Genomic DNA, 25,427 nt, shown 5'->3' with positions numbered 1-25,427 from the left:
AGTTATTCAGAGGCTCCTTGGCGGCAGGCCCAGTGCAGCAGCATGGGCAGGCGTTCGGTAAAGTGTGCAAAGCTGTGGTTGCCGCCGCCTTCCAGCCAGGCCGGGCAGTGGCGGTACAGGCTGGCAGCCAGCCGGTAATCCAGCGTTTCATCGCCGGTCTGCAACAGCAGAAACAGGTTGTCCGGGTGCTGAATGGTTGGGCAATCGAGCTGTTGCAGTTGCTGGATATGTTCCACGGTCAGCTGGTGGATTTCGCCGGTATAAAAATGCCGGTTTGGCCCTAAATAATGTTCAAACAAAGCAAACGGCCGCACCGCCGGATTGATCAGCGCCGCTTTCACGCCAAAGGTTTCGGCCAGATGGGTGGCGTAAAAGCCGCCCAGGGAACTGCCAATGACCAGGACGCGGGGGAATTGTTGCTGCAGCCGCGCCAGTTCCTCGCGGGCCAGTTCGATGGCGGCGGCCGGGGCAAAGGGCAGGGCCGGAATGCGCAGCTGCCCGGGGTGGCCGTGGCGTTCAAACAACGCACTCAGTTCGCGGGCTTTCTGTGATTGGGGCGAGCTTAAAAAACCATGCAGGTACAGGCAGCCCAGATCCTTGGGGTACAAGCGTCAGTATCCTTTAACGGAATAATCGATATCGAAGGCAATGTCTTCCACTCGGCTGACGCCGGTATCAACGCGGCCATCGGGGTGCAGATCCAGCCAGCGGTAACCCGGCGCCAGGGTGTCGATGGCAAAGTCGTCCGAGCCGGGCATAAACTGCACACAGGTTGAGGGTGTGGATAAATACCGCACGCCGTCGATTATCTGGTCACTTTCCTGATGCACATGGCCCCAGAGTACGCAGCGGACATTGGTGTGGCGGCGTACGATGGCCAGCAATTCGTCAGCATTGTGCAGGCCAATGGTATCAATCCAGCGGCTGCCCATGGACAGCGGGTGATGATGAAAACTGACCAGTGTGTGCAGATCCGGGCGTTCCTGCAGGGTGTGTTCCAGCAGCTGTAACTGATCGGCGGCCAGATGGCCGTGTACCGAGCCGATTACCTGTGAGTTCAGCAGAATCAGTTGCCAGTGCGGGGTGCGTATAACCCGTTGCAGATGTTCAGTGCCGGCCGCCACCTGTTGCAGGTTGTCGGGGTTGTCGTGGTTACCTTCAAACCAGAATACCGGGCAGGCAAAGGGTTGCAGGGCTTGATGCAGGTGCTGATAGGCGCGCACGCTGCCATCCTGCGCCAGATCACCGCTAACCAGTATGGCATCCATGCGGGGTTGTTCACTGCGGACGATATCCAGCACACAATTCATGCTGTGCAGGGTTTTCATACCCAGCAAATGGCCATCTTCCGGGCCATTCAGGTGGGTATCCGTGATCTGTACCAGCCGCAGTGTTGTTGTTGTATCCAGTGAATACAAACGGCACCTCTGTCCTTAGAGCCTGTTTTGGTGATGAAAGCAGGCCTGTTTGCGGTGAAAAAATCGGTTACAGGCAGTTTGCACTATGGCAGCCGGTCAACCGGTACGTTTGGCTATTTTGCGTCAGTTTCTAACTTTACTGCTCCGATGGCAATGCTGCTTTGACAGGGTTCACAATTATGGGTTGCCGGCTGGTTGTTCCCGGCCAAAAACCAAGGGTGACGCCGCCCGGCCGTGCTGCAGGCAGTGGGTCAGCCACTCGGCCAGGAAGCGGTTCAGTTGCAGTTTTTCATCGGGCAGCCGCATGGCCGGATTCGGGTAGGGATAACGGCCATGAAAACGCTGTGACTGCTGGTAACTGAGCACTTCGGCCATGTCGGCATCGTGGTACAGGCGCACCTGCATCGCCTGTGGCTGCAGCCAGGCCGGGCTGTAGCCCTGCTGTTCAATCCGCAGCATGGTGGTGTAACGGTGATCTTCTTCTATATAAAGACGCACACTGGCCTGTTGTTCGCCATCGCCCAGCAGAAACTCGCGCTCGCTCTGGCCCTCGGGCAGCAGCTTCAGCAGGCGCAGGTAATTGGCGTCACACAGGGCGGCCATTTCCTGCAGGTCGGGGACATAACGGCGGCGTAAGGTCATAGGCTCTCAGGGGGTTTCCGGTGCATTGTGGGTTTGCAGGCTGTGGTGCTGAATTTTCAGCCACTGCAGCGCCATGATAGTAGCAGCGTTATTGATGATGCCTTGCTGCAGGGCCTGCCAGGCTTCGGTAAAGCTTAGGGTTACGAGGCGGATGTCTTCCTGCTCTTCGTCCAGGCCATGTAACCCGCCCAGTGGGGCGCTGTCGATCAGGGCGCAGTATAGCTGCACCCACTCGCTGGTGCCGCCCGGCGACACCCAGTAATGGCAGATCGGCAGCAGTTGCCCGACCGCACAGCCGGCTTCTTCCAGCGCTTCGCGCCGTGCGACCTGTTCGTATTGTTCACCGGGTTCCACCATGCCGGCCACCAGTTCCAGCAGCCAGGGGGAGCGCTCATCGCCCAGGGCGCCGGCACGGAATTGTTCGGTCAGCACCACACAATCCAGTGCCGGATCATACAGCAAGACGCACACGGCCTGGCCACGCTCGAACAGCTCACGGGTAAAAACCGGGGTCCAGTCGCCGGCAAACGTACGGTGCCGCAGTTGCAGTTTTTCCATCCGGAAGAAGCCCTGATACAGCACTTCCTGGCTGATAACCTCGGTATCCTGCCGGGTAAATAACGGGGTGAGTTTCACGCTTGACCTACCTATATTACTGAACAAGAATATGCCGCACTGGCGCGAGCCATCAGCACGCTGTGTTCTTATTGATGGAACAATCCCGAAGGATTACACCAATTGTTTTCTGTTAGAATCCGGCAACATTCCACTTCATACCCGCTGCGAAAGGCAACACTATGAACAAACTGCTTTCTCTGACCACAGCTCTGCTGGCTTCTGCATCGCTGCAGGCTGCCGATCTGAGCACCATTTATCAGCAGGCAGCGAGCAATGATGCGGAAATCGCTGCTGCCCGTGCCACCCGTGAAGCCAACAGCTACAACGTGACCATCGCCCGCGGGGCGCTGCTGCCGCAGGCGCAGTTAAGTTATGGCATTAACAAGTACGATACTGAAGCCGAGTCAATCAATCTTGCCGGTGGTGCTGGTGCCGGTTATATCGATATTGAAAAGGATTATGACCTGAAAGCACTGCAGGTTCAGGCGTCCCAGACGTTGTTTAACCTGAACAGCTGGTACAACTATCAGGCTGCCGTTACCGGCGACAGCGCTGCCGGTCTGGAATTGCAGCTGGCCGAACAACAGCTGTTGCTGCGCACCGCGCAGGCTTATTTTAACGTGCTGCGGGCGCAGGATAATTTGTCCACTGCGCAGGCGGAGGAGAAAGCCGTGAAGCGCTCGCTGGAGCAAACCAAACAGCGTTTTGATGTGGGTCTGATTGCCATTACCGATGTGCACGAAGCGCAGGCTGCGTATGACCTCAGTTACGTGAACCTGCTGGGCCAGGAAGCGGCGCTGGATATCAGCTACGAAGCCCTGGAACAACTGACCGGCCAGCGCTTTGACCGTGTGGTGCCGCTGAAAGCGGAAGTACCGATGGAATTGCCGGAGCCGGCCAATGCCGATGACTGGGTGCAGTCGGGTTTAAGCAAGTACGCTGGTGTGTTACTGGCCGAAGCCGGTAAAGACAGTGTGCGTCTGCAGCGTAATGCGGCCCGTTCTAATCACTTACCGACCGTGCAGCTGACTGCTGCGTATAGCGATGCGGAACAGGCTCCTTTCAGCACGTTTAAAGATCCGACAGATTCTAAGGCAACCGTTGTCGGTGTGCAGTTAACCGTGCCGCTGTTGGCCGGTGGCTCGCTGTACGGTCAGAGCAAGCAGGCGGCGCTGAACTTTGCTGCTGCGGATTACCAGCTGGAAAAACAACGCCGCGATGTGCGCCAGAATATCCGCAGTCTGTTCCGTCAGGTGCAGACCGATACCCTGAACATCAAGGCGCGTAAGCAGGCCATCACCTCGGCCCAGAGTGCGGTAGAAGCCACCGAAACCGGTTACCGGGTGGGTACCCGTAACATTGTGGAAGTACTGGATGCGCAGAAAAATCTGTACCGTGCCCAGCGTGACTATGCCAACGCCCGTTACGACTACATTCTGAATCTGCTCAATCTGAAGTTCTTTGCCGGTACCCTGAACGAGGGTGACCTGCAGGCACTGAATGGCTGGTTAGCCAACGGCGCCTGAGCCGATTTGTAACCCGCTGCAAGCAGCCTCCGGGCTGCTTTTTTTATGCCTGGCATTTGCAGCCACTGCTTTCCCCGCAGACTCCTGTGGCAGCAAATAACGGCTATTGAGCGAAAGATGCTGGCAATCATGACAAAGTGTGGGTTTGTTCGTGGAACTTTCATACAGCTGACATATTTTGCGTCACTTGACGATCAGACTTTCGATTTTCCTTTATAAATCAATAGGTTATTAAAAAACGACACGCGTAAAAATTGTCAACTCTGGCACTCTTTGCCGATATGAATTGGCTTTTTTGGCAAAAAAATGATGATTTTTTGCGCTCGTTTGGCAAGAATGTCGGCCCTTTTTTGCCATGCCGCGGTGTCCGCACCCTGATGGTTTGTTATTCAAAGCGAGACCTACCTATGCGTTATCAGTCTGTTCACGAGTTTCTTCACACTGTTGCCCAGCGTAATCCCGGTCAGCCTGAGTACCTGCAGGCAGTGGCCGAAGTTATGGAAAGCTTATGGCCTTTCATCTCCCAACATCCGCGCTATGCCGAGCATGGTCTGCTGGATCGTCTGGTAGAGCCGGAGCGCATCATTCAGTTCCGTGTATCCTGGGTTGATGATCAGGGCGATGTTCACGTAAACCGTGGCTACCGTATTCAGCACAACTCGGCCATTGGCCCGTTCAAAGGTGGTCTGCGTTTCCACCCGTCCGTGAACCAGTCGGTGCTGAAGTTCCTGGCGTTCGAACAAACCTTTAAAAACGCCCTGACCACCCTGCCGATGGGCGGTGGTAAAGGCGGTTCTGATTTTGATCCGAAAGGTAAGAGCCGTGGCGAAATCATGCGCTTCTGTCAGGCCTTTATGACCGAACTGTACCGTCACATTGGTTCTGACACCGACGTACCGGCCGGCGATATCGGTGTCGGCGGTCGTGAAATTGGCTTTATGAACGGCATGCTGAAAAAGATTACCAACCGTTCGGATTGCGTACTGACCGGTAAAGGTCTGAGCTACGGTGGCTCGCTGATCCGTCCGGAAGCGACCGGTTACGGCACGGTGTACTTCGCCCAGGAAATGCTGCTGCACGGCGGCCGTTCAATGAAAGGTCTGCGCGTGGGTGTATCCGGTTCCGGTAATGTGGCGCAGTTTGCGGTCGAGAAAGTGATGCAGCTGGGCGGCAAAGTGATCTGTGTTTCCGATTCTTCCGGCACTGTGTACGACGCGGATGGCTTCACCCCGGAAAAACTGGCACTGCTGATGAAAGTGAAAAACGAGCATTACGCCCGTGTTTCCCAGTACGCCGAAGAAGCCGGTGTGGAATATCTGGAAGGCAAAACGCCGTGGCACCTGCCGATGGACGTGGCCCTGCCGTGCGCCACCCAGAACGAACTGAACGAAGAAGACGCGCTGATGCTGGTGAAGAACGGCGTACAAGCCGTCGCCGAAGGCGCCAACATGCCTTGTACTGCTGAAGCCGTGACCATTTTCGAGAAAAATGGCGTGCTGTACGCACCGGGTAAAGCCAGCAACGCCGGTGGTGTGGCCACTTCTGGTCTGGAAATGAGCCAGAACGCCATGCGTATGTCCTGGACTGCTGAAGAAGTGGACGAGCGTCTGCTGGAAATCATGCAGGGTATCCACCGTTCCTGCCTGAAATACGGCACCCGCGAAGACGGTACTGTCAGCTACACCGACGGTGCCAACATTGCCGGTTTCGTAAAAGTGGCAGAAGCCATGCTGGCTCAGGGTGTGATCTGATCCACCCTGGTAGTGGCTGGTTTACCGGCCGCTGCCTGATGCCTGCCTGAATGGCTGGCAACCGGATCGTTCCCACGCGGGAGCGGTGGCATTCCCACGCCGGAGCGTGGGAACGAGTTGTGCGGGGTCATTCCCACGCGGGAGCGTGGGAACGAGGTGTAGTATTACACCAGCAGATAACCGCCATCGACGTTAATGGCTGCGCCGGTGGTGTAGCTGGAGGCGTCAGAGGCCAGATACAGCACGGTACCCGCCATTTCATCCGGCATCGCCACGCGCTTCATCGGAATATGCATCATGGCCATTTTCAGAATGGCTTCGTTGCTGGTTAAGGTGCTGGCGAATTTGGTGTCGGTCAGACCCGGCAGCAGGGCGTTTACACGGATGCCCAGTTGCGCACATTCTTTGGCGAAGGTTTTGGTCATGGCAATAACCGACGCTTTGGTGATGGAATAAATACCCTGCATATCACCGGGAATGACGCCGTTCACCGAGGCCACGTTAATAATGGAACCGCCACCGCTTTTCTTCATTAATTTAGCGCCCGCGGACGACATAAAGAAATAACCACGGATATTCACATCCACGGTTTTCTGGAAGGCGTTTAAATCAGTATCCAGCACATGGCCGAAATACGGGTTGGCCGCAGCGTTATTTACCAGAATATTCAGTTTGCCGTGTTTCTCTTCAATGGCTTTGAAACAGGCGTCGATCTGATCCATTTCGCCAATATGGCAGGCCAGTGCTTCAGCGCTGCCGCCGGCTGCTGTAATTTCATCCGCTACGCGCTGACAGCCATCAATTTTACGGCTGGAAACGATGACGTGCGCACCGCTGGCGGCCAGCAGCTTGGCAATGCTTTCGCCGATACCACGGCTGGCGCCGGTGACCAGTGCTACACGGCCGGACAGATTAAACAGTTCTTGTGGGTTCATAACGATCTCCCTGGTTATTATTACCGCTCAGCGGTACGTCAGAAAATGTTGCCCGGCTTGCGCCAGATGCTGATGTTCATTAAAGGATGCCAGGCTGATTTTACCGCTGCTGTTATACAGCAATTGGGTAATGCCGCCGTTCAGCAGAGTCCAGTTCATATCAAAGGCTTTGCTGTTACTTAGCCCCAGACAGTATTGCGCCACCGCGGTAATTGGCCCGCCTGAGGTAAATACCACGGCATGCTTACCGTCCGCTTGTTGCACCAGATTGTGCAGGGCCTGCAATACCCGTTGCGTAAAGTGCGGCCAGGATTCGGCATAGTCGTTATCCTGTGTACCGCTGGTCCAGCGCTCTACCGCTTTGGCGAATAATTCCTGAAAGGCTTTACGCTTATTCGGCTGGGCCAGAATCCACGCGCCTAATACCGCTTTGTTTTTAAATTGCGGAAAGGCGCAGGCGATGACATCGTCAGAATCAAATTCGTTAAAGCCGGCGGCTTCTGTTAACGGCCCGTAACTGTGCCAGTGTTGCTGTGCCCCCTGCCGGGTTTCCCGGTGGCGCTGCATAGCACCCTGCACCAGCAGGCCGGCCTCCAGGTTGCGCTGTGCCAGTGCTTTGCCGACCAGTTCTGCCTGCTGGTGGCCGGTGTCGGACAGCTGATCGTAATTCAGTTTACCGAAGCCAGCCTGGCCGTGGCGCACCAGATAAATACTGGCCATTATTGAAACCCGTTTTTGCGTGCATGTTTAATAATGCGGTTGCAGCGCCAGTTCAGGTAGTGCACAAAGAACCAGAAATTTTTAAACGCCGGGTTGTCGGTTTGTTTGTGGTGATAGCGGTAATAAATCTGCTGCACAATCACGGCTAAACGGAATAATCCGAACACTTCGTAAAACGGCCACAGCTTCGCGTCGAGGCCCATTTTATTGCAGTAATAGTCCACAATTTCCTGACGGGTGAGCATGCCGGGTAAATGACTTGGCTGGCGGCGGATCGAGCGCATTAAGGCGTCGTCATCGGCCTGCACCCAGTAGGCCAGTGCGCCACCCAGGTCCATTAACGGATCGCCCAGAGTGGCCATTTCCCAGTCCAGTACACCAATAATCTCGCCCGGATTATCCGGGTTCAGCACTACGTTATCCATGCGGTAATCGTTGTGAATAATGCAGGTTTTAACATCCGCCGGCATATTGCGCTGCAGCCAGGTCATGGTGTTTTTAAAGGACGGTACGTTCCAGGTTTTCGACTTGGTATAACGGCTGCTCCAGCCTTCTACCTGACGCTGCACATAACCCGCGCCTTTGCCTAAATCATCGAGTTTATTGGCCTGATAATCGACCTGATGCAGGTCGATCAGTTTGTCGAATACCGAAATACACAGCTCACGCGCCTGCTCCTGGCTGAGTGTCATGCCACGGGGCAGGTTGCCACGCGGAATAATACCGCGCATGCGTTCCATAACGTAAAAATCGCTGCCGATCACGCTCTGGTCTTCGCAGAAGGCGATCATTTCCGGCACGTACGGATACACGGGTTTCAGCCGCTGCATAATGCTGTATTCGCGTTTCATATCGTGCGCGCCAGCGGCTTTATGGCCGGCGGGCGGGCGGCGCAGAATTAAATCGTTGTGCGCGTACTGGTCAGGGTATTGCAGGTGATAGGTGAGGTTCGACGCGCCGCCGGAAAATTGTTTCACCTGCGGTAATTCATCACCGTAATCATGCCCCTGCGCTTTCAGCCAGTTGTGTACCGCCTGAATGTCAAAGGCATCGCTGTCGCGCAGCGCTTTGGCTTCGTCAATAAACTGAGCGCTCATATCAGCTGTCCTTTTCTTCTTTAAATGCCCGGCGCTGGTCTTCACGTTTTTTCAGGCCTTCAGCCATTTTGAGCACGCCTTGACGGTACAGGAAGGGTAAATAACGCTTAATAAAATAAGTGCGGCGACCGACCGGGTGCGGGTTACAGATCATCTGATTTTTTTGCACCGCTTTATAAGCTGCATCGGCAATATCGTCGGCATCCAGTGCCGAGGCTTCAAACACTTTGTCGACGAATTTCAGCATATCCGGGTCGGAGGTTTTCATGCCGTGATTCAGGTTGGTGCGGAAAAAACCAGGACACAACGCAGTAACGTTAATGCCGTAAGGCAGCAGTTCAAAATGCATGGTTTCAGAAATGGCAATCACCGCGGCTTTGGTGGCGTTGTACGATGCCATGGACGGCGCTTTCAATAATCCGGCCAGTGACGCCACGTTAATAAACGCGCCGCTGCCCTGCTGTTTCATCAGTGGGGTAAAGGTGCGGCAACCCAGCGCCACGCCTTTCAGGTTGATGTCGATGATCCAGTTCCACCATTCCCAGTCGCCGGCGTCGATGCGGTCGCCGGTGGCCACGCCGGCGTTGTTAATCACCAGGTCGATGCCATTCCAGCGCTTTATCACTTCGTCGCGCAGTGCGTTCCAGTTGGCTTCGCTGCGCACGTCCAGCTCATAAATCCAGCCGCTGCCGCCGGCGCTTTCCACCATGTTCAGGGTTTCAGCCGCGCCGCCCATGTTGATGTCGGCGATGCAGATAGCCGCGCCCTCGCGGGCGTAGCGTAAAGCCAGTGCCCGGCCCAGGCCGCTGGCGGCACCGGTGATTAATACCTTATTCATGGGGACTCCTCAAAAATGCATAAGCGGCAGTGTGTCTGCCGCTGATTATTATTCTGTTACGAATGGCCTGTTAAGGGGCGATAGTGCCAAATCATAGGTTGGGGGTTAGGGGTTCAGTGCGGTCGGAGTTAAACTCCAAAGCACGCCTAACGCTGAACGCCTAACCCTGAACGATAAAGCTTGCCCAGACTCTCACGCCTCTTTCATATACTTCTTATATTTCATCATCTCGAGCTTGGCGATCAGGCCACGGTGCACTTCGTCCGGGCCGTCGGCCAGGCGCAGGGCGCGGGCGGCGGTGAACAGGCCGGTGAGGGGGAAGTCGTCAGACAAACCACCACCACCGTGCATCTGCATGGCAGCATCAATAATCTGCTGCGCCATGTTGGGGGCGATGACTTTGATCTGGGAAATTTCGCTCATGGCGCCCATGGCACCGACTTTGTCGATCATCCACGCCGCTTTGAATACCAGCAGGCGCGCCTGTTCGATGTTCATGCGGGCGTTGGCGATGATGTCGCGGTTGCCACCTAAATTCATCAGCGGCTTGTGGAAAGCCGTGCGGCTGGCGGCGCGGATGCACATCAGCTCCAGCGCTTTTTCGGCCATGCCGATTAAACGCATGCAGTGGTGAATACGGCCTGGCCCTAAGCGGCCCTGGGCGATTTCAAACCCACGGCCGGGGCCGGCGATGATGTTGGAGACTGGTACGCGCACGTTGGTAAAGCTTACTTCGCCGTGGCCGTAAGGTTCGTCGTAGTAACCGAATACCGGCAGCATGCGCTCAATTTTTACGCCCGGGGCATCGAACGGAAACAGCACCATGGAATGCTGCTGGTGGCGCGGGGCGTCCGGGTTGGTGAGGGCCATAAAGATGCCGACTTTGCAGTTCGGATGGCCGACGCCGGTGCTCCACCATTTGCGGCCGTTCAGTACCACTTCGTCACCTTCAACAATGGCGGTGGCTTCCATATTGGTGGCGTCGGAGGAGGCTACGCCCGGTTCGGTCATGCAGAAGGCGGAGCGGATCTCACCGGCCAGCAGTGGCTTCAGCCATTGTTCCTGTTGCTCCGGGCTGCCGTATTTTTCCAGCACTTCCATATTACCGGTATCCGGTGCGTTGCAGTTAAACACTTCCGGGGCAATAAAGGAGCGGCCGGTCAGCTCGGCGACGGCGGCGTATTCCAGCGTGCTTAAGCCGGCACCGTAATGTTCATCGGGCAGAAACATATTCCACAGGCCGGCGGCTTTGGCTTTGGCTTTCAGCTCTTCGATGATGGGCAGTACCACCCATTTATTATCCAGGCTGTGCAGTTCGCGCAGGTAGGCTTCTTCCACCGGCTCGATTTCGTTTTTCATGAAGTCTTTAACGCGCTTCAGGAAGTCCTGCGCTTTGGGGGAATGCTGAAAATCCATCGTGGCTCTCCTGGGGTCTGAGTAATGCCAACACTCTACGGAAGATGTTGGCATTAATGAACTGCATGGTTTTTATATTTTAATATTCATGCAGCGGATGATTGTGGCGTCAGTCAGGCGCCTGGGTCTGGCAATAGCGATGACGCCCGGTCGCTTTGGCGCGGTACAGCGCCTGATCGGCCATGGCCTGAAAATGCTGCAGCAGGCGGCCGACTTCACCGTTTTTGTGTTGTGGCAGATCGGGCAAGCTGGGCTGCTGGGCGCGCAGCCGCACAATGGCTTGTTCCAGCAGATTCAGCGGGTTCAGTACATAGCGATTGAGGGCCAGGTGGAAGATCACCAGGGGTCGCCAGCAGCGGAATGTCGGGGTTCACATTCAGGTGCAGGTCACGGTTTTGTTCAATGATGCGGTAAAACCAGTAGTCATCCGGGTTGCCGGGCTGTAAGCGGTAGCGCAGCTCCTGACCGGCAAATTCGTTGGCGGCGTTGTTATGGTAATAGGCGCCGGACTCACGCAGCGCGACAAAGAAACTTTGGTCGGCAAAGTTGCCATTTGAAAAACATGACGGGGGGCAGGGCGTGCGCTAGAGTGAATGCATCCGGGAGGTGACATGAGTATGCAAACAACAATAAATCATGCCCCCGCGCCAGCTGCCTCAGCCGATGTGCGGGCGCGGCGCCTGTTACAGATTATTGGTTTTACCCTGCTGGGCCTTGGCCTGGCGATGCTGGTGGCGCAGGGCTACACCCAAAAAGCGTTGTTCGTCGGGGTGCTGGCCATGACGCTGGCCGGTTATTTTGCCTGGCAGAAAAAAGTTTCCGTGGCGGCAACGGTATTCCTGTGGACGTTAATGGTGATGCTGTCGGCGTTGGCCTGGCACTCGGCCGGTGTGCGGGATCTGGCGGTGCTGGGGTACCCGGTGTTGCTGGTGTTTGCCGCCATTCTGGGCAGTCCGTTGCTGTTTTTCTCGCTGCTGAGCGCCATTGTTGCTTATTGTTCGTTGCTGGCGGTGCTGACCATTAATGGTCATTTCATTATGGTGATTCCGCCGCTGTCCTGGGCGCACCTTATTTTTACCAACGTTATTCTGATTCTGACCGGCTTCAGTGTGTATTTGCTGTTGATGGATATGCGCCGCCTGATGGGTTCGCTGCGCGAAGAAAACCAGCGCGTTACCGAGCGCGAACAGATGATTGCCCGGCTGGCCAATAAAGATCAGCTAACCGGCTTAACGAACCGTCGCTATGCCGAACAGCAGTTTGATTTATTGCTGGAACAATCCAGACAGCAACACCGCTCACTGTTGCTGTTATTTCTGGATCTGGACAATTTTAAGCCCGTGAATGACTCCCTTGGCCATGCGGCCGGCGATTTATTACTGCAGGAATTATCGGCCCGGTTGCAGGAATTACAGCAGCCCGGTGAAGTGCTGTGCCGTTTTGGTGGTGATGAATTTTTATGGCTGGTGCTGGCTGACCGGAAACAACCGGTTACCCAGCAGGCACAACAGCGCGCACAGCAATTACTGGAAGCGGCCACGCGGCCATTTTTTATTATGCAGACGCATATTGATATTTCCGGTTCGGTGGGTATTGCGCTGGCGCCGGAGCACGGTGAAAGCTTTGCTGAACTCTGTCGCTCGGCTGATCTGGCGATGTACGATGCCAAAGAAAAAGGGCGCAATACCTTCAGTTATTTCCACGATGATCTTAACCGTATCAGTGTGGATAAATTTTACCTGCTGAAGCTGATGCGGGACGCCCTGAAAGAAGAGCAGTTCCACCTTTATTACCAGCCCCAGTACGATCTGAGCGATGGCCGGATTCACAGCTGTGAAGCCTTGTTGCGCTGGCCGCAGAAAGGCGGGCAATTTATTAACCCGGATCAGTTTATTCCGCTGGCAGAAAGCAGTGGCATTATCCATGAAATCGGCCGCTGGGTGCTGGAGCGGGCCTGTACCGATTGTATGAACTGGCGCACCCAGGGCTTTGGCAACGTTGGCGTAGCGGTGAATATTTCCATGGTGCAATTCCGGGGCGGTAATCTGCCGGAGCTGGTGGAAACCATCTTGCGCCGTACCGGGTTGCCGGCGCACTTGCTGGAGCTGGAGCTGACTGAGTCGCTGCTGATCAGTGACGATAACAGCATTCAGCAGCAGCTTGACCGCCTGCACGCTATGGGCGTGACGCTGGCCATCGATGATTTCGGTACCGGTTATTCCAACCTGGGGTATTTGCGCCGCTTTAATGCCAGCCGGCTGAAAATTGATAAATCTTTTGTGTCGGCGCTGGGTGTCTCTGACCGCGATAAACCGCTGGTGCGGGCCATGATTCAGATGGCCCACAGCCTGGATCTGAAGGTGGTGGCGGAAGGCGTGGAGGATGAAGACACCCTGCAGCAGCTGCGTTTACTGGGCTGTGATGATGGTCAGGGCTGGTTATGGTCGAAGGCGTTACCGATGCCGGAATGGCTGGACTATTTACAGCAGAATACCAACAATCGTCAGCCGGCCTATTCACGGCCACCGTTATTACAATAAGAACATCACCACAGGATACTTATGAACCGCCGTCAATTTTTGCTGCTGGGCACTGCGCTGCCCGTGGCGCTGGTGGCTGCGCCCGCCGTTATTGCGCGTCAGCGCCATTATGATCTGCCTGCCCTGCAGGCTGAATTAGCCCGTTTACCCTTGAGTTTGCAGAATCCGGGCAGCTGGAACCTGAGCCAGATGCTGCAGCACTGCGCCCAGAGTGTGCGTTATTCACTGGATGGTTATCCGCGGCCCTTTTCGTCGTTATTTCAGCATACCGCCGGGCGCGCGGCAGCAACCGTATTCCGTGCTGCGGGTGCTATGCGCCATGATCTGAACGAAGCCATTCCCGGTGCCGCCGCACTGGATGCCAGCCTGCCGGTAACGCAGGCGCGTGACCTGTTGCTGCAGGCGTTAGCGGATTTTCAGCGTTACGATGGGCCATTAAAGCCGCACTTTGCTTACGGTGCGCTGGATAAACAGGCCTATGCCGCCGCCCATTGGCTGCATGTGCGTAATCATCTGGATGCGCTGGTAGCGGTCTGACCTGGCTGCTACGGCTGTTGTTGTTCCAGTACGCTCAGCCGTGCTTCCAGCTCTTCCAGGCGTTGCCGGGTGCGGCGCAGCGCTTCACTCTGCACGTCAAACTCTTCCCGGCTGACCAGATCCGCACTGGTCAGCAGCGCCTGCAGCTGGCTTTGCAGCAGCAGTTTTATTTCACCCGACAAGCCGGCCAGCGGGCCTTGTTGCAACATGTCCTGGATGCGTTGGCGGATCTGTTCCGGGTTCATCATAGTCAAGAGTCTCAGTCAGTGAATCTGGCTGCGATCTTAGCATGCAGGTAGCCGTTTAGGCGCTTCTTCTGAACCCCTGACAAATCCCTCAGCAGAATTGCACGGCTTTGGTGCATGCCTGAAAAAAGCGATGCACTTTAAGTGCACATTTATTTCTTTGGTGGTCCGTTTTTGATCCGCTGCGCTGTCTTAAATCCCGAAATTAAATTATTAAAGCCAGTGTTTATGCGGGCTGGCTGATTGTTTTTAAAAGTTGGCACAGCGGCTGCTATAGGACAGTTACGTGGTGAGCGCGGAAATAAAACAGTGCGCACCAAACGGGTTTAACCGAAAGAAATCCTTAACTGTATAAAGGAATGAACCATGAAGAAACTGTCTCAAGTAATCGCTCTGGCTGGTGTTATGTCTGCAGGTCTGGTGGGTGTTCAGGCTGTTCAGGCGGAAGTGTCGGCATCGGCTGCTGTTGCCAATAACTACATCTTCCGTGGCTTATTGATGGGGTCAGGCACTCCTGCTGTTTCCGGTGCTCTGGATTATGCACATGACTCCGGTGCTTACGCCGGTGTGTGGGGTACTTCTGGTGATACCGCTGCTGGTGATGAATACAATGTGTATTTCGGTTTTGGTGGTGAGTCTGGTGACTTCTCCTACGATGTGAATGTGCTGGGATATGTATACCCAACCACTAAAATCGATCTTGGCCAATTTGTTGAGCTGACCGCAAGTGTTGGTTTTTCAGGGTTGGGATTGTCTCTGACTGTGCCTGTTGCTGATGATAAAAATGCCATGGGCGGCGAAGACTACCTGTATGCAAAGCTTTCTTACGGCTATGACAAGTTTGGTGTTGTTATCGGCAATCAGACTGCTGATGCAGCCTCTGAGTACACCCACGTTGATCTGTCTTACCAATACAACGACAACATTGCCTTTGGTGTCAGCAAGATTGTAGACGGCGATATTTCTCAACGCGCCCTGTTCCAGGTGAGCTACAGCCTGCCTATTGAACTGTAAAACGCTTACAATAGCCCGTGCCCCCGCACGGGCTGTGAATCAACTTTAAAGCATTTAACAAAGGGGTTTTTCTATGAAACTCATTACTGCTGTGGTTAAGCCGTTCAAATTGGACGATGTGCGTGAAGCACTGTCCGAAATCGGCGTTCAGGGCATCACAGTGACCGAAGTGAAAGGTTTCGGCCGTCAGAAAGGTCACACTGAACTGTATCGTGGTGCTGAATATGTGGTGGATTTTCTGCCCAAAGTAAAAATCGATGTGGCTGTTTCTGATGACCTCACCGACAAAGTAATTGAAGCCATTACCAAAGCGGCCAACACCGGCAAAATCGGCGACGGCAAAATTTTTGTTACCAATCTGGAACAGATTATCCGTATCCGTACCGGCGAGACCGGCGCAGACGCGATCTGATCGATCTTTTCTTTTTGAATGAATCAGAGCCTTATGCGGGGGGCTTATCATGGAAAACAATATCTATGAACTTCAATACGCCATGGACACCTTTTATTTTCTGGTGTGTGGCGCGTTAGTAATGTGGATGGCGGCAGGTTTCGCCATGCTGGAAGCGGGCCTGGTCCGTTCTAAAAACACCACTGAAATTCTTACCAAAAACGTTGCTCTCTTTTCTATTGCCTGCACCATGTATCTGGTGTGCGGTTATCAGATTATGTACGGCGGCGGTTACTTCCTGTCGGGTATTACCGAAGTGGATACAGCAGCCGTGCTGGGCGAATTTGCGGCCCGTGAAGACGGTTTCCAGGGGGGTTCTATCTACTCCGGTGCATCCGACTTCTTCTTCCAGGTGGTATTCGTAGCAACCGCTATGTCGATTGTATCCGGCGCGGTGGCTGAGCGGATGAAGCTGTGGGCTTTCCTGGCCTTCGCGGTGGTGATGACTGCTGTTATTTACCCGATGGAAGGTTCCTGGACCTGGGGCGGTGAGTCTGTATTCGGTCTGTACAATCTGGGCGATATGGGCTTCAAAGACTTCGCCGGTTCAGGCATCGTTCACCTGGCGGGTGCTGCTGCGGCTTTGGCGGGTGTAATTCTGCTGGGTGCCCGTAAAGGCAAATACGGCCCGAACGGTGAAATCCGTGCCATCCCGGGTGCTAACCTGCCGCTGGCCACTCTGGGTACCTTCATCCTGTGGATGGGCTGGTTCGGTTTCAACGGTGGTTCGGTGCTGAAACTCGGCGATATCGGCAATGCACATTCTGTAGCTCTGGTATTCCTGAACACCAACGCGGCTGCCGCCGGTGGTCTGATCGGTGCTCTGCTGCTGGGTTATCTGTTCTTCCGCAAAGCGGATCTGACCATGGCGCTGAACGGTGCTCTGGCTGGCCTGGTTGCCATTACTGCCAGCCCGGATACTCCGCTGCCGCTGGTAGCAACCCTGATCGGTTTTGGTGGTGGTTTACTGGTAGTCCTGTCGATTCTGATGATGGATAAAGTCAAAATCGATGATCCGGTGGGTGCGATTTCTGTCCACGGTGTGGTGGGTCTGTATGGCTTGCTGGTGGTACCGTTCACTGCCGATGGCACTTCGTTCTTCGGCCAGCTGGCCGGCGCACTGACCATCTTTGTCTGGGTATTTGGTGCATCACTGATCGTATGGCTGATCATCAAAACACTGTTTGGTCTGCGTGTAACCGAAGATCAGGAATATTCTGGTGTGGATATTACCGAGTGCGGCATGGAAGCGTACCCGGAATTCACTACCAAGTAAGTTCTGCAAAAGCGTCCCGCGTATCGGGGCATAAGGGGAAAGCCGGTCAGCATGCTGACCGGTTTTTTTTATTGTTGTGACGGCGGAGAATATTCAGCAGACATAAAAAAACCGCCGGTTGGCGGTTTTCTCAGAGCATTTAATCGAAATAATAATCTTCGATATTCTGCTCCAGGCGTTTACGTTCGAGGTGGGCTTCAATAGCCCGGCGGGCCATCAGTTTTTTCGACATGCAGCTGTCTTTGTTCACAACCACATTTCCTTGTTGGTCAAATGAGACCACTTCTTCGTGCGCTTCAATTTTTGCAGCAACTTCCATCGTCGACTCCTCGGGTTTTGATCACAACAGATCCGGTTGCGATTTTTCTTCTTATTGGTTGCAGTAGCATGACAGCAGAGCATTAAATCGCCAAATTTTTTGCACCGATAAGATCCGGCGTTAATGAGCCGGAAGCGTAGAAAGGACGGGAAAAGTACGGATTACATCCGTCAGGGAAAGGGCGTTTTTAAGAAAAAACTCAATGGCAATATCAGATTGTGGCGCGAATAGTCTTATTCAAAAGAATCAATCCGGCTCAATACGCAGGGAATGAATGCTGCGCTTAATGGCATTCAGGTGGGTGATAAATTCCGGCCCGCGGCGCTGGGTTACCGCCACGGCCAGCATATCAATCACCATCAGGTGGGCGATGCGCGACGTCATCGGCGTGAACTGTTCGGTGTCTTCTTCAATATTGATATCAATGGGCAGGTCAGCCAGTTGACTGAGCGGGGTGTTGGCCGGCGCCAGGCTGACCACCTGCGCGCCATAATGCTGCGCCAGCTGCACCGAATGCAGCAAATCTTTGGTGCGGCCACTTTGGGAAATGGCCACCACCACATCCTGTTCGCTGAGGGTAACGGCCGACATCGCCTGCATGTGCGGATCGCTGTAGGCCGCCGTGGCCACCTGCAGACGGAAAAATTTATGCTGGGCGTCAATGGCCACGGCGCCGGACGCGCCAAAACCGTAAAACTCCACCCGGCGGGCGTTGCTCAGGGCAATGGCGGCAGCGGCCACCTGCGGGCTTTGCAGCTGGGCTTTCACCTGATGCAGACGCTGGATGGTGGTATCGGCAATTTTGTCGCAGATATCGCCGATGCTGTCGTCTTCGGCAATGGCAAACTGGCCGATATTATTGGCGACGGCCATCTCCTGAGCGATACGGACTTTGAATTCCTGAAACCCGTTGCAGCCAATGGCCCGGCAGAATCGCACGATGGTGGGCTCGCTCACCTGTGCTTCCTGCGCCAGGTCGACAATCCGCATGTGGATCACCTGCTGGGCGTATTTCAGCACGTACTCCGCCACTTTCACCTCGGATTTACGCAGGGAAGGGATGGCGGCAGTAATGTCGGTCAGGATCGGACGATGGCTCACAGTCGGGTTCCGTTACAGGGATGGCCGGATTATAAGCACGGGCGGTGGCGACGCGTAACAAATCCTTGGTGTTGGCTGAAAATTGTCCATTGGCCTGGGTGTATAGATATCCAGCCTTTTGCTAGACTGCGCGCTCAACACGAAGTGGCGCGCTATGGATATTTCTTTATTACTCGATCAGCTTAACGACGGCCAGCGTAATGCGGTGGCTGCCAACTCCCGGCACCAGCTGGTACTGGCCGGCGCCGGCTCGGGTAAAACCCGGGTGCTGGTGCATCGCATTGCCTGGCTGCTGCAGGTTGAGGGCGTATCACCCTTTGCGGTAATGGCGGTAACCTTCACCAATAAAGCCGCCAAGGAAATGAACAACCGCCTGGAGCAGTTGCTGAGCATTCCGGCGAATGGCATGTGGGTGGGGACCTTTCACGGACTGGCACACCGCTTTCTGAAACTGCACTGGCGTGAAGCCAGGCTGCCGCAGAATTTTCAGATTCTCGACAGCGATGACCAGCTGCGGCTGATTAAACGGGTGATGAAAGAAGCCAATATCGACGACAGCCGCTACCCGCCGAAGCAGATCCAGTGGTTTATTAACGGCCAGAAAGACGAAGGCCGCCGCGCTGCCCATGTTATGCCCGCCAACGATCCCTTCGGCCGCACCATGCTTGAGGTGTACCACCTGTACGAACAAACCTGCCAGCAGGGCGGGTTGGTGGATTTTGGCGAAATTCTGCTGCGCGCGCATGAATTATGGCTGCAGCATCCGGATTTATTGCAGCATTACCAGCAGCGTTTCCGCCATATTCTGGTCGACGAATTTCAGGATACCAACAACATTCAGTGCGCCTGGATCCGCATGCTGGCCGGCGACAAAATTTCGGTGATGGCGGTGGGCGATGACGACCAGTCCATTTACGGCTGGCGCGGTGCCAACATTGATAATATCCGCCATTTTCAGCAGGATTTTCCTGGCGCTGAATTAATTAAACTGGAGCAGAATTATCGCTCCACCCGCACCATCCTGGATGCCGCCAACGCGGTTATTGCCAACAACAGCGGCCGGTTGGGTAAAAACCTGATTACCGAAGGCGAAGAAGGCGCGCCCATTGCCCTGTACAGCGCCTTTAATGAGCAGGATGAAGCGCGTTACATTGCCGACCTGGTGGATAGCTGGGCACGTAGCGGCCGTCAGCGCACCGAAATGGCGATTCTCTATCGCTCCAACGCCCAGTCACGCACCCTGGAAGAAGCCTTTTTACAGGCCGGCATTCCCTACCGTATTTATGGTGGCCAGCGGTTCTATGAACGGCTGGAAATTAAAAATGCGCTGGCTTATCTGCGCTTATTGCTGAACCCCATGGACGATCCGTCGGTGGAGCGCGTTATTAACGTACCGGCCCGGGCCATTGGTGAAAAAACCGTCGAATTATTACGCACCGTAGCCCGTGATCAGGGCTGTTCATTATGGGAAGCGCTGGCGCTGGCCTTAACCCACAATATGTTGCCCAAACGGGCCGCCGCCGCGGTGCAGAGTTTTGTCGATCTGGTGACGGAACTGGAAGCCGCGACCCAGGGGCTGGCCCTGCATGAAATCGTCGATCAGGTGATTACCCAGAGTGGGCTGATTGAACATCACCGCAAAGAAAAGGGTGAAAAAGGTCAGGCCCGCATCGACAACCTGGAAGAATTAATTAACGCCGCCCGCCAGTTTGCTGCCGAAGAAGAGGACGAAACCGAAGACGCCGCCCGCAGTGAGCTGGCGCAGTTTCTTGACCGGGCGGCACTGGATGCCGGCGATGGTCAGGCCGATGAATACGAAGACGCCGTACAACTGATGACGCTGCACTCGGCCAAGGGTCTGGAATTTCCGCAGGTGGTGCTGGCCGGTCTGGAGGAAGGCTTGTTTCCGCATAAAATGTCGATGGATGACCCCGACGGTCTGGAAGAAGAACGCCGGCTGGCTTATGTCGGCATCACCCGGGCCATGGAAAAACTGGTCATTACCCACGCCGAAAGCCGGCGTTTGCATGGCCAGGAAAACTTCAGTAATCCGTCACGCTTTATTAAAGAAATTCCGGCCGCTTTAATTCAGGAAGTGCGGTTAAAAAATACCGTCAGCCGGCCGTTAACCGCACGCAGCCCGGTGACGGGTAAGCCGTCGTTCGTACATGGCGATTTACCCTACACCCTGGGTCAGCTGGTGCGGCATGAATTATTTGGTGAAGGGACGGTGCTGCAGTTTGAAGGCCAGGGTAACGGCCTGCGTGTGCAGGTGAATTTTGAAGAAGCCGGCAGTAAATGGCTGGTGGTCAGTTTTGCAAAATTACAGCCGTTATAACGGGAGATAAAATAATGAAAAAAATAGTTATCCGGTTTTTGTTGCCGATGCTGTCGGTGCTGTTGCTCAGTGCCTGTCAGCAGGAACAGGCCGCTAACCAGACGCAGGCTGAACAACAAACCTTCCGCTGGAAAATGGTCACCTCCTGGCCGAAAAACTTTCCCGGTCTGGGCACCTCAGCCGAGCATTTTGCTCAGGTTGTAAATGAGATGTCAGCCGGCCGCTTGCAGATAAAAGTTTACGGGGCGGGCGAACTGGTACCGGCGCTGGAGGTCTTTGATGCGGTGTCGCAAGGCACTGCTGAAATGGGCCACAGCAGCCCTTATTACTGGAAAGGCAAGGCCGTCGCGGCGCAGTTTTTTACCACCGTGCCCTTTGGTATGACGGCGCTGGAAATGAACAGCTGGATGCAATACGGCGGTGGCCAGGAGCTGCTGACTGAGCTGTACGCGCCGTTTAATCTGGTGGTGTTTCCGGCGGGTAACAGCGGCATTCAGATGGCCGGTTGGTTTAATAAAGAAATTAACAGCGTGGCGGATCTGAAAGGTCTGAAAATGCGTATTCCCGGTCTCGGTGGCGAAGTGCTGGCCCGTGCTGGTGGTACGCCGGTGATGCTGCCGGGTGGCGAAGTCTTTACCGCCCTGCAAACCGGTGCGATTGACGCCACCGAGTGGGTCGGCCCTTATAACGATCTGGCCTTTGGTCTGCACAAGGCAGCCAAATATTATTACTACCCCGGCTGGCACGAACCCGGTTCGCTGATTGAATTAATGATTAATAAACCGGCCTTTGAACGCTTACCGGCCGATTTGCAGGCCATTGTCCGCGTTGCGGCGCAGGCCGTGAACGATAAAATGCTGGCAGAAATGACGGCCCGCAGCATGCAGGCGCTGAACGATATGCAGCAAAAACATGGGGTGCAATTACGGCCATTACCGGATGATGTGCTGCAGCATTTAAAAGGCATTTCTGCCGAGGTGCTGAACGATATTGCTGCGTCGGATCCGATGGCGCAGAAGGTTTACGATTCAATGAGCACCTACACCGACCAGATCCGCGCTTATCATGCGGTAACCGAACAGGCCTATATGAACGCCCGGGATTAACGCCCGGCGTCGTCTCACGAATAAAAAAGCCGGAATCTGTGTGTCAGGTTCCGGCTTTTTTATTGTTTGATAACGATAAATTGTTTAATAACGATAGTTCTGGAAACCAATGCCCATTTCTGAAAAGTTCAGCTGCATTTGTTCTATGTCGTATTCACCCAGCCCCAGATAGGTAAGCACTTCGGTGCCGATATTTTCCCATTCCAGATCCACCTGCTGACGCCCGAGAATGTGGTAATTACCACAGATATGCTCAGCCAGTTTTAAAATAGCCAGCAGGGTTTTGCCTTCCGAATCTTTAATATGGTCGCTGGTGAAATAGCGGGTGGCGCTGTGGTGTTCGGCAATAACATCGCACAATACTTTCGGTAAATTCCATGACTTGGCGGTGTAATAACCGATGACCGCATGGTTGGTATTTAAATGCTGATTTTCCACATCCACCACCCGTAATTCCGGGTGGGCGTAAGACTCTTCCATCACCTGCAGATAATTATCGAAACGGCTCATTAACAGCGGAATACCGCAGTTGTGGAATAACCCCAGCAGATAAGCCAGATCGGGGTTGGGGAAGCCCACTTGTTTGGCCACGGTGGTGGCGACCTGGGCAATGTCGTTGGCGGTGTCCCAGAAGCGGTTCATGTTAACGATGGTTTCATCGCTCATCTGGCTTTTGATGGACAGGCCATTAATGATATTCACCACGCTGTCGAGGCCGATCAGGCACACGGCCTGCTGCACCGAGGTAATGCGGTTTCTCAGGCCATAAAAGGGCGAGTTCACCACCTTCAGTACCGTACCCGACAGCCCGACATCCTGACTGATGAGTTTGGCAATACGGCCCATATCCGGGTCGGGCATGACCTGTTCCATTTGCAGATCCACCAGAATCTGCGGCTGCGGTGGGATTTTGATGCCCTGCATAATGCGCAGAATCTGTTCTTCGGAAAGTTCCTTGGCCATGGTTCACACACAATTGATTAATCACATAAGGCTCAAGAATAGCACCGGTTACAGAGGAAGTTTGTAGCAACAGGGGTATAATGCCCGCCATTTTTGTAACCGCCTGCGGAGAACCCTATGCGTCATACCCTGCGTCTGAATCCTAAAGCAGAACGCCGTTTAAAAGGTGGCCATTTATGGGTCTACAGCAACGAGGTGGATACCGCCGTAACGCCCCTGAAAGGTTTGGCGGCGGGCACTGAAGTGGTGGTGGAAACAGCCTCTGGCAAAGCGCTGGGGGCGGCGGTGGTCAGCCCGGAGCAGCTGATCTGCGCGCGCCTGTTCAGCCGTGATGCCAATGCGGTATTGGATCAGTCGATGATCGTGCATCGTCTGCAGGTGGCGCAGAGTGGCCGCGAACTTTGGTATCCGCATCAGTGTTACCGCTGGGTGTACGGCGACAGCGATGGCCTGCCGGGCCTGGTGATTGACCGCTTTGGTGGCGTGGTGGTGGTGCAGATTTCCTCGGTGGCGATGGAAGAGCGCCGTCAGGCCATTATTGATGCCGTCAACAAGGTCGCTAAACCGCACTGCATTGTGCTGAAAAACGATGGCAAGTTACGCGCCGTGGAAGGCCTGCCGGAATACGTGGAAGTGGTGCAGGGCGCGCTGGAAGACGACTGTGCGCCGTTAATTGAAAACGATACCCGCTTTATGGCGCCGGTTATTCACGGCCAGAAAACCGGCTGGTTTTATGACCACCGTGAAAACCGTGCGCAGCTGAACCGGCTGGTGAAGGGCAAGCGGGTGCTGGATGTGTTCAGTTATATCGGTGGCTGGGGTGTGCAGGCCGCTAACCATGGTGCGGCCGAAGTGCATTGTGTCGATGCTTCAGCTCAGGCGCTGGACTGGGTAGAGCAGAACGCGGCGTTAAACGGTGTGGCCGAAAAAGTGCAGTGCTGGGAAGGCGATGCCTTTGCCGCGCTGCGGCAGCTGAAAGACAACGGCGAACGCTTTGATGTGGTGGTAATGGACCCGCCGGCGCTGATTCCTAAGCGCAAAGATATTAAAGCCGGCGAACAGGCTTACCATCGTCTGAACTCACTGGCCATGCGTCTGCTGAGCAAAGACGGCCTGCTGGTAGCGGCCTCCTGCTCCATGCATCTGGGTGAAGAGCGCTTGCCGGATATGCTGCGGATCATGGGCCGTGAACTGGACCGGGATGTGCTGATTCAGCATGTCGGCAGCCAGGGCGCCGACCACCCGGTGGTGCCGGCCATTCCGGAAACCCGTTATCTGAAAGCGGTGTTTGCCCGCGTACTGCCAACCCGCTAAGGGTTGGCGCTACGGTTGCTTGGGGTTAGTGTTACTGAGTATCGGGTAACTGCATGCCCAGAGCATCGGCGGTACGTTGCAGCAGCGACAGCAGTTCAATCAGGCGTTGCCGGCACAGCTGGCGTACCGGCTCGCTGTCACCCTGTTGTTGCCAGTCGCTCAGGCTGGCATCAATCAAATCCAGTTGCTGTATCCAGGCTTGTTGCAATGCCTGGTCGCGGTTGCGCAGCACCGTCGCCAGGCCGTTGGGGTCTTCGTTGCTGCTGTCCGGTACAAATAAAAGACGGATACCATTCACAATGGCGCGGGCATCTGCCCAGCTGCTGTTGCTGAATTCACTGCTGTTGCCACTCAGGCGCTTACCCAATAATTCTTCCGACAATAATTGTTGCATGGCCATCAGGCTGGCATTCAGTACCTGCTCCGGGCGGGCGTGCTGCAGCAAGCCCGCGTAGTAACCATTGCTGGGTTCCCAGCGCCGTTGCAGGCGATGCAGATGCTTTTGTAATTGCTCACTCACCAGCTGCACATACTGCCGGCGGCGATTATGGTTCTGCACGGTGTTGACGGAAACCGGCAGGTCGGCATCGCCACTGTCAGTTTCCGGGTTGGCAGCGGTGCCTTCTTCATCGCTGCTGGCGACCACCGGGGCGGTGTTTTCCTGCGGCAGAAAATCCCGCGGCGGTCGTTCGCCATCGGCACCCCACAGCATAAATTCCAGTGCGTGATAGCCCAGGCTGGCGTAGGTGGGGTCAGAGAAGCGGTGCTGAGCCAGCAGGCTGTCTTCATTCAGCGGTAGGGTCAGGTCGTTGACGATGCCACTGAACGGATAACCCGGCAGATAATCAATATAGCCGCCTTCAATCGGCCAGCTGTCGAGCAGCGCGATGGTTTGCTGGTAATCAATGCCCTTGCTGGCCCAGTCGGGCGGATCATTGATGGGCAGATAGGCGTACAGCAGGGTTTCCAGCCAGGCATCATAAGCTGTGCGCCAGGCATGGCGTGCCGCCGCCAGCGATTCTTCACCGGGGTTATAGAGCAGCGCAGCCAGTTTGCTGTCCAGTTCCTGGGCACTTTGCGCGGCCAGCGACATGCGGGTGTAAGCCGTCAGGCCCAGATGAGCGGAAAACCCACTGCTGTCGGGCAGGCGCTGTTCCTGCTCCGGTGCAGCCGGCAGGCTGGTGGTCGGTGGGTTCTGATCGCAGGCGGCCAGTAATGCAGCAAGCAGAAGGGCCGGCAGGCGGAGGCGGTGCATGACAGTT

25 protein-coding genes are annotated in these 25,427 nt (G+C 55.1%); 10 read left to right on the top strand and 15 right to left on the bottom strand.

All coding sequences use genetic code 11. The annotated features are described in order from the left end of the window. Positions 1-2: 2 nt before the first annotated feature. The 4 genes from GJQ55_RS12530 to GJQ55_RS12515 form a co-directional block, all read right to left on the bottom strand. Positions 3-608 carry a YqiA/YcfP family alpha/beta fold hydrolase gene (locus tag GJQ55_RS12530; RefSeq protein ID WP_228345302.1) on the bottom strand — a complete coding sequence of 202 codons (606 nt, stop codon included), beginning with the start codon at positions 606-608 and terminating at the stop codon, positions 3-5. Positions 609-611: 3 nt separating this feature from the next. Then, positions 612-1,418: a 3',5'-cyclic-AMP phosphodiesterase gene (gene cpdA / locus GJQ55_RS12525; RefSeq protein ID WP_228345301.1), complete on the bottom strand. Its 807-nt coding sequence runs from the start codon at positions 1,416-1,418 to the stop codon at positions 612-614. Positions 1,419-1,595: 177 nt separating this feature from the next. Further along, positions 1,596-2,060, bottom strand: coding sequence for a DUF1249 domain-containing protein (locus GJQ55_RS12520; protein ID WP_228345300.1), 465 nt, complete (start codon positions 2,058-2,060; stop codon positions 1,596-1,598). Positions 2,061-2,066: 6 nt separating this feature from the next. Beyond that, positions 2,067-2,696, bottom strand: coding sequence for an NUDIX domain-containing protein (locus GJQ55_RS12515; RefSeq protein ID WP_228345299.1), 630 nt, complete (start codon positions 2,694-2,696; stop codon positions 2,067-2,069). Positions 2,697-2,857: 161 nt separating this feature from the next. Here GJQ55_RS12515 and GJQ55_RS12510 point away from each other — a divergent pair, with 161 nt between their 5' ends. Then, the gene (locus GJQ55_RS12510; protein ID WP_228345298.1) at positions 2,858-4,204 is read left to right on the top strand and encodes a TolC family outer membrane protein; all 1,347 of its coding nucleotides are present in this window, start codon (positions 2,858-2,860) and stop codon (positions 4,202-4,204) included. Between the two features lie 407 nt (positions 4,205-4,611). Further along, positions 4,612-5,955, top strand: a complete 1,344-nt coding sequence (gene gdhA / locus GJQ55_RS12505; RefSeq protein ID WP_228345297.1) for an NADP-specific glutamate dehydrogenase — start codon at positions 4,612-4,614, stop codon at positions 5,953-5,955. Between the two features lie 164 nt (positions 5,956-6,119). Here the strand turns inward: gdhA and GJQ55_RS12500 are convergent, their stop codons facing one another. The 6 genes from GJQ55_RS12500 to GJQ55_RS12475 form a co-directional block, all read right to left on the bottom strand. After that, on the bottom strand, positions 6,120-6,890 hold the full coding sequence (locus GJQ55_RS12500) for an SDR family oxidoreductase (protein ID WP_228345296.1): 771 nt from the start codon (positions 6,888-6,890) through the stop codon (positions 6,120-6,122). Positions 6,891-6,917: 27 nt separating this feature from the next. Further along, a complete protein-coding gene (locus tag GJQ55_RS12495; protein WP_228345295.1) occupies positions 6,918-7,610 on the bottom strand; it encodes a histidine phosphatase family protein in 693 nt (230 codons plus the stop codon). Further along, positions 7,610-8,707 carry a phosphotransferase family protein gene (locus GJQ55_RS12490; protein ID WP_228345294.1) on the bottom strand — a complete coding sequence of 366 codons (1,098 nt, stop codon included), beginning with the start codon at positions 8,705-8,707 and terminating at the stop codon, positions 7,610-7,612. The genes GJQ55_RS12495 and GJQ55_RS12490 overlap by 1 nt, the downstream gene beginning before the upstream one ends. Before the next feature lies 1 nt (position 8,708). After that, positions 8,709-9,545, bottom strand: a complete 837-nt coding sequence (locus GJQ55_RS12485; RefSeq protein ID WP_228345293.1) for an SDR family oxidoreductase — start codon at positions 9,543-9,545, stop codon at positions 8,709-8,711. Between the two features lie 192 nt (positions 9,546-9,737). Beyond that, positions 9,738-10,961, bottom strand: a complete 1,224-nt coding sequence (locus tag GJQ55_RS12480) for an acyl-CoA dehydrogenase family protein (RefSeq protein ID WP_228345292.1) — start codon at positions 10,959-10,961, stop codon at positions 9,738-9,740. Between the two features lie 109 nt (positions 10,962-11,070). After that, entirely contained in the window at positions 11,071-11,301 is a 231-nt protein-coding gene (locus GJQ55_RS12475; protein ID WP_228345291.1) for a HAMP domain-containing protein, read from the bottom strand. A gap of 271 nt (positions 11,302-11,572) precedes the next feature. Between GJQ55_RS12475 and GJQ55_RS12470 the strand changes: the two genes are divergently transcribed. Both GJQ55_RS12470 and GJQ55_RS12465 read left to right on the top strand, forming a co-directional pair. After that, entirely contained in the window at positions 11,573-13,501 is a 1,929-nt protein-coding gene (locus GJQ55_RS12470; RefSeq protein ID WP_228345290.1) for a putative bifunctional diguanylate cyclase/phosphodiesterase, read from the top strand. Between the two features lie 21 nt (positions 13,502-13,522). Next, positions 13,523-14,038, top strand: a complete 516-nt coding sequence (locus tag GJQ55_RS12465; RefSeq protein ID WP_228345289.1) for a DUF1569 domain-containing protein — start codon at positions 13,523-13,525, stop codon at positions 14,036-14,038. Between the two features lie 8 nt (positions 14,039-14,046). Here GJQ55_RS12465 and GJQ55_RS12460 read toward each other — a convergent pair whose 3' ends face one another. Then, positions 14,047-14,286 (bottom strand): accessory factor UbiK family protein, encoded by a 240-nt coding sequence (locus GJQ55_RS12460; RefSeq protein WP_228345288.1) that lies wholly within the window; start codon positions 14,284-14,286, stop codon positions 14,047-14,049. A 363-nt stretch (positions 14,287-14,649) separates the two neighbouring features. Here GJQ55_RS12460 and GJQ55_RS12455 point away from each other — a divergent pair, with 363 nt between their 5' ends. The 3 genes from GJQ55_RS12455 to GJQ55_RS12445 all read left to right on the top strand — a co-directional run bounded on the left by GJQ55_RS12455 (position 14,650) and on the right by GJQ55_RS12445 (position 17,024). Further along, positions 14,650-15,297, top strand: a complete 648-nt coding sequence (locus GJQ55_RS12455; RefSeq protein ID WP_228345287.1) for a TorF family putative porin — start codon at positions 14,650-14,652, stop codon at positions 15,295-15,297. 73 nt (positions 15,298-15,370) lie between these two features. Then, positions 15,371-15,709, top strand: coding sequence for a P-II family nitrogen regulator (gene glnK, locus GJQ55_RS12450; protein ID WP_228345286.1), 339 nt, complete (start codon positions 15,371-15,373; stop codon positions 15,707-15,709). 49 nt (positions 15,710-15,758) lie between these two features. Then, the gene (locus GJQ55_RS12445; protein ID WP_228345285.1) at positions 15,759-17,024 is read left to right on the top strand and encodes an ammonium transporter; all 1,266 of its coding nucleotides are present in this window, start codon (positions 15,759-15,761) and stop codon (positions 17,022-17,024) included. A 139-nt stretch (positions 17,025-17,163) separates the two neighbouring features. On the opposite strand, the gene GJQ55_RS12440 is transcribed toward GJQ55_RS12445, so the two are convergent. Together GJQ55_RS12440 and GJQ55_RS12435 are read right to left on the bottom strand one after the other, a co-directional pair. Continuing rightward, on the bottom strand, positions 17,164-17,343 hold the full coding sequence (locus GJQ55_RS12440; protein WP_228345284.1) for a PA3496 family putative envelope integrity protein: 180 nt from the start codon (positions 17,341-17,343) through the stop codon (positions 17,164-17,166). A 246-nt stretch (positions 17,344-17,589) separates the two neighbouring features. Then, entirely contained in the window at positions 17,590-18,444 is an 855-nt protein-coding gene (locus tag GJQ55_RS12435) for an SIS domain-containing protein (protein ID WP_228345283.1), read from the bottom strand. 154 nt (positions 18,445-18,598) lie between these two features. On the opposite strand from GJQ55_RS12435, the gene uvrD reads away from it, so the two are divergent. Both uvrD and GJQ55_RS12425 read left to right on the top strand, forming a co-directional pair. Further along, entirely contained in the window at positions 18,599-20,782 is a 2,184-nt protein-coding gene (gene uvrD, locus GJQ55_RS12430; protein WP_228345282.1) for a DNA helicase II, read from the top strand. Between the two features lie 14 nt (positions 20,783-20,796). Further along, complete coding sequence (locus tag GJQ55_RS12425) at positions 20,797-21,888, top strand: TRAP transporter substrate-binding protein (protein ID WP_228345281.1); 1,092 nt, start codon at positions 20,797-20,799, stop codon at positions 21,886-21,888. Positions 21,889-21,972: 84 nt separating this feature from the next. On the opposite strand, the gene GJQ55_RS12420 is transcribed toward GJQ55_RS12425, so the two are convergent. Further along, the gene (locus tag GJQ55_RS12420; protein ID WP_228345280.1) at positions 21,973-22,851 is read right to left on the bottom strand and encodes an HDOD domain-containing protein; all 879 of its coding nucleotides are present in this window, start codon (positions 22,849-22,851) and stop codon (positions 21,973-21,975) included. 117 nt (positions 22,852-22,968) lie between these two features. On the opposite strand from GJQ55_RS12420, the gene GJQ55_RS12415 reads away from it, so the two are divergent. After that, the gene (locus tag GJQ55_RS12415; RefSeq protein ID WP_228345279.1) at positions 22,969-24,165 is read left to right on the top strand and encodes a class I SAM-dependent rRNA methyltransferase; all 1,197 of its coding nucleotides are present in this window, start codon (positions 22,969-22,971) and stop codon (positions 24,163-24,165) included. A 31-nt stretch (positions 24,166-24,196) separates the two neighbouring features. On the opposite strand, the gene GJQ55_RS12410 is transcribed toward GJQ55_RS12415, so the two are convergent. Continuing rightward, positions 24,197-25,420, bottom strand: a complete 1,224-nt coding sequence (locus GJQ55_RS12410) for an imelysin family protein (protein ID WP_228345278.1) — start codon at positions 25,418-25,420, stop codon at positions 24,197-24,199. Between the last annotated feature and the right edge of the window lie 7 nt (positions 25,421-25,427).

Origin of the sequence: Venatoribacter cucullus, assembly GCF_016132445.1 — a bacterium.
Classification (GTDB): Bacteria; Pseudomonadota; Gammaproteobacteria; order Pseudomonadales; family Oceanobacteraceae; genus Venatoribacter; species Venatoribacter cucullus.
The sequence above is the reverse complement of the archived record's forward strand: the minus strand, read 5'-3'. Positions and strand labels throughout refer to the sequence as shown.

What these genes read in the sequence shown, in the direction of transcription:
- gdhA (WP_228345297.1), top strand. Translation starts at nt 4,612, where the DNA reads ATGCGTTATCAGTCTGTTCACGAGTTTCTTCACACTGTTGCCCAGCGT.
- GJQ55_RS12465 (WP_228345289.1), top strand. Translation starts at nt 13,523, where the DNA reads ATGAACCGCCGTCAATTTTTGCTGCTGGGCACTGCGCTGCCCGTGGCG.
- GJQ55_RS12490 (WP_228345294.1), bottom strand. Translation starts at nt 8,707, where the DNA reads ATGAGCGCTCAGTTTATTGACGAAGCCAAAGCGCTGCGCGACAGCGAT.
- GJQ55_RS12455 (WP_228345287.1), top strand. Translation starts at nt 14,650, where the DNA reads ATGAAGAAACTGTCTCAAGTAATCGCTCTGGCTGGTGTTATGTCTGCA.
- GJQ55_RS12520 (WP_228345300.1), bottom strand. Translation starts at nt 2,060, where the DNA reads ATGACCTTACGCCGCCGTTATGTCCCCGACCTGCAGGAAATGGCCGCC.
- GJQ55_RS12480 (WP_228345292.1), bottom strand. Translation starts at nt 10,961, where the DNA reads ATGGATTTTCAGCATTCCCCCAAAGCGCAGGACTTCCTGAAGCGCGTT.
- GJQ55_RS12460 (WP_228345288.1), bottom strand. Translation starts at nt 14,286, where the DNA reads ATGATGAACCCGGAACAGATCCGCCAACGCATCCAGGACATGTTGCAA.
- GJQ55_RS12500 (WP_228345296.1), bottom strand. Translation starts at nt 6,890, where the DNA reads ATGAACCCACAAGAACTGTTTAATCTGTCCGGCCGTGTAGCACTGGTC.
- GJQ55_RS12445 (WP_228345285.1), top strand. Translation starts at nt 15,759, where the DNA reads ATGGAAAACAATATCTATGAACTTCAATACGCCATGGACACCTTTTAT.
- GJQ55_RS12440 (WP_228345284.1), bottom strand. Translation starts at nt 17,343, where the DNA reads ATGGAAGTTGCTGCAAAAATTGAAGCGCACGAAGAAGTGGTCTCATTT.
- glnK (WP_228345286.1), top strand. Translation starts at nt 15,371, where the DNA reads ATGAAACTCATTACTGCTGTGGTTAAGCCGTTCAAATTGGACGATGTG.
- GJQ55_RS12510 (WP_228345298.1), top strand. Translation starts at nt 2,858, where the DNA reads ATGAACAAACTGCTTTCTCTGACCACAGCTCTGCTGGCTTCTGCATCG.
- GJQ55_RS12470 (WP_228345290.1), top strand. Translation starts at nt 11,573, where the DNA reads ATGAGTATGCAAACAACAATAAATCATGCCCCCGCGCCAGCTGCCTCA.
- GJQ55_RS12410 (WP_228345278.1), bottom strand. Translation starts at nt 25,420, where the DNA reads ATGCACCGCCTCCGCCTGCCGGCCCTTCTGCTTGCTGCATTACTGGCC.
- uvrD (WP_228345282.1), top strand. Translation starts at nt 18,599, where the DNA reads ATGGATATTTCTTTATTACTCGATCAGCTTAACGACGGCCAGCGTAAT.
- GJQ55_RS12425 (WP_228345281.1), top strand. Translation starts at nt 20,797, where the DNA reads ATGAAAAAAATAGTTATCCGGTTTTTGTTGCCGATGCTGTCGGTGCTG.
- GJQ55_RS12415 (WP_228345279.1), top strand. Translation starts at nt 22,969, where the DNA reads ATGCGTCATACCCTGCGTCTGAATCCTAAAGCAGAACGCCGTTTAAAA.
- GJQ55_RS12485 (WP_228345293.1), bottom strand. Translation starts at nt 9,545, where the DNA reads ATGAATAAGGTATTAATCACCGGTGCCGCCAGCGGCCTGGGCCGGGCA.
- GJQ55_RS12495 (WP_228345295.1), bottom strand. Translation starts at nt 7,610, where the DNA reads ATGGCCAGTATTTATCTGGTGCGCCACGGCCAGGCTGGCTTCGGTAAA.
- GJQ55_RS12420 (WP_228345280.1), bottom strand. Translation starts at nt 22,851, where the DNA reads ATGGCCAAGGAACTTTCCGAAGAACAGATTCTGCGCATTATGCAGGGC.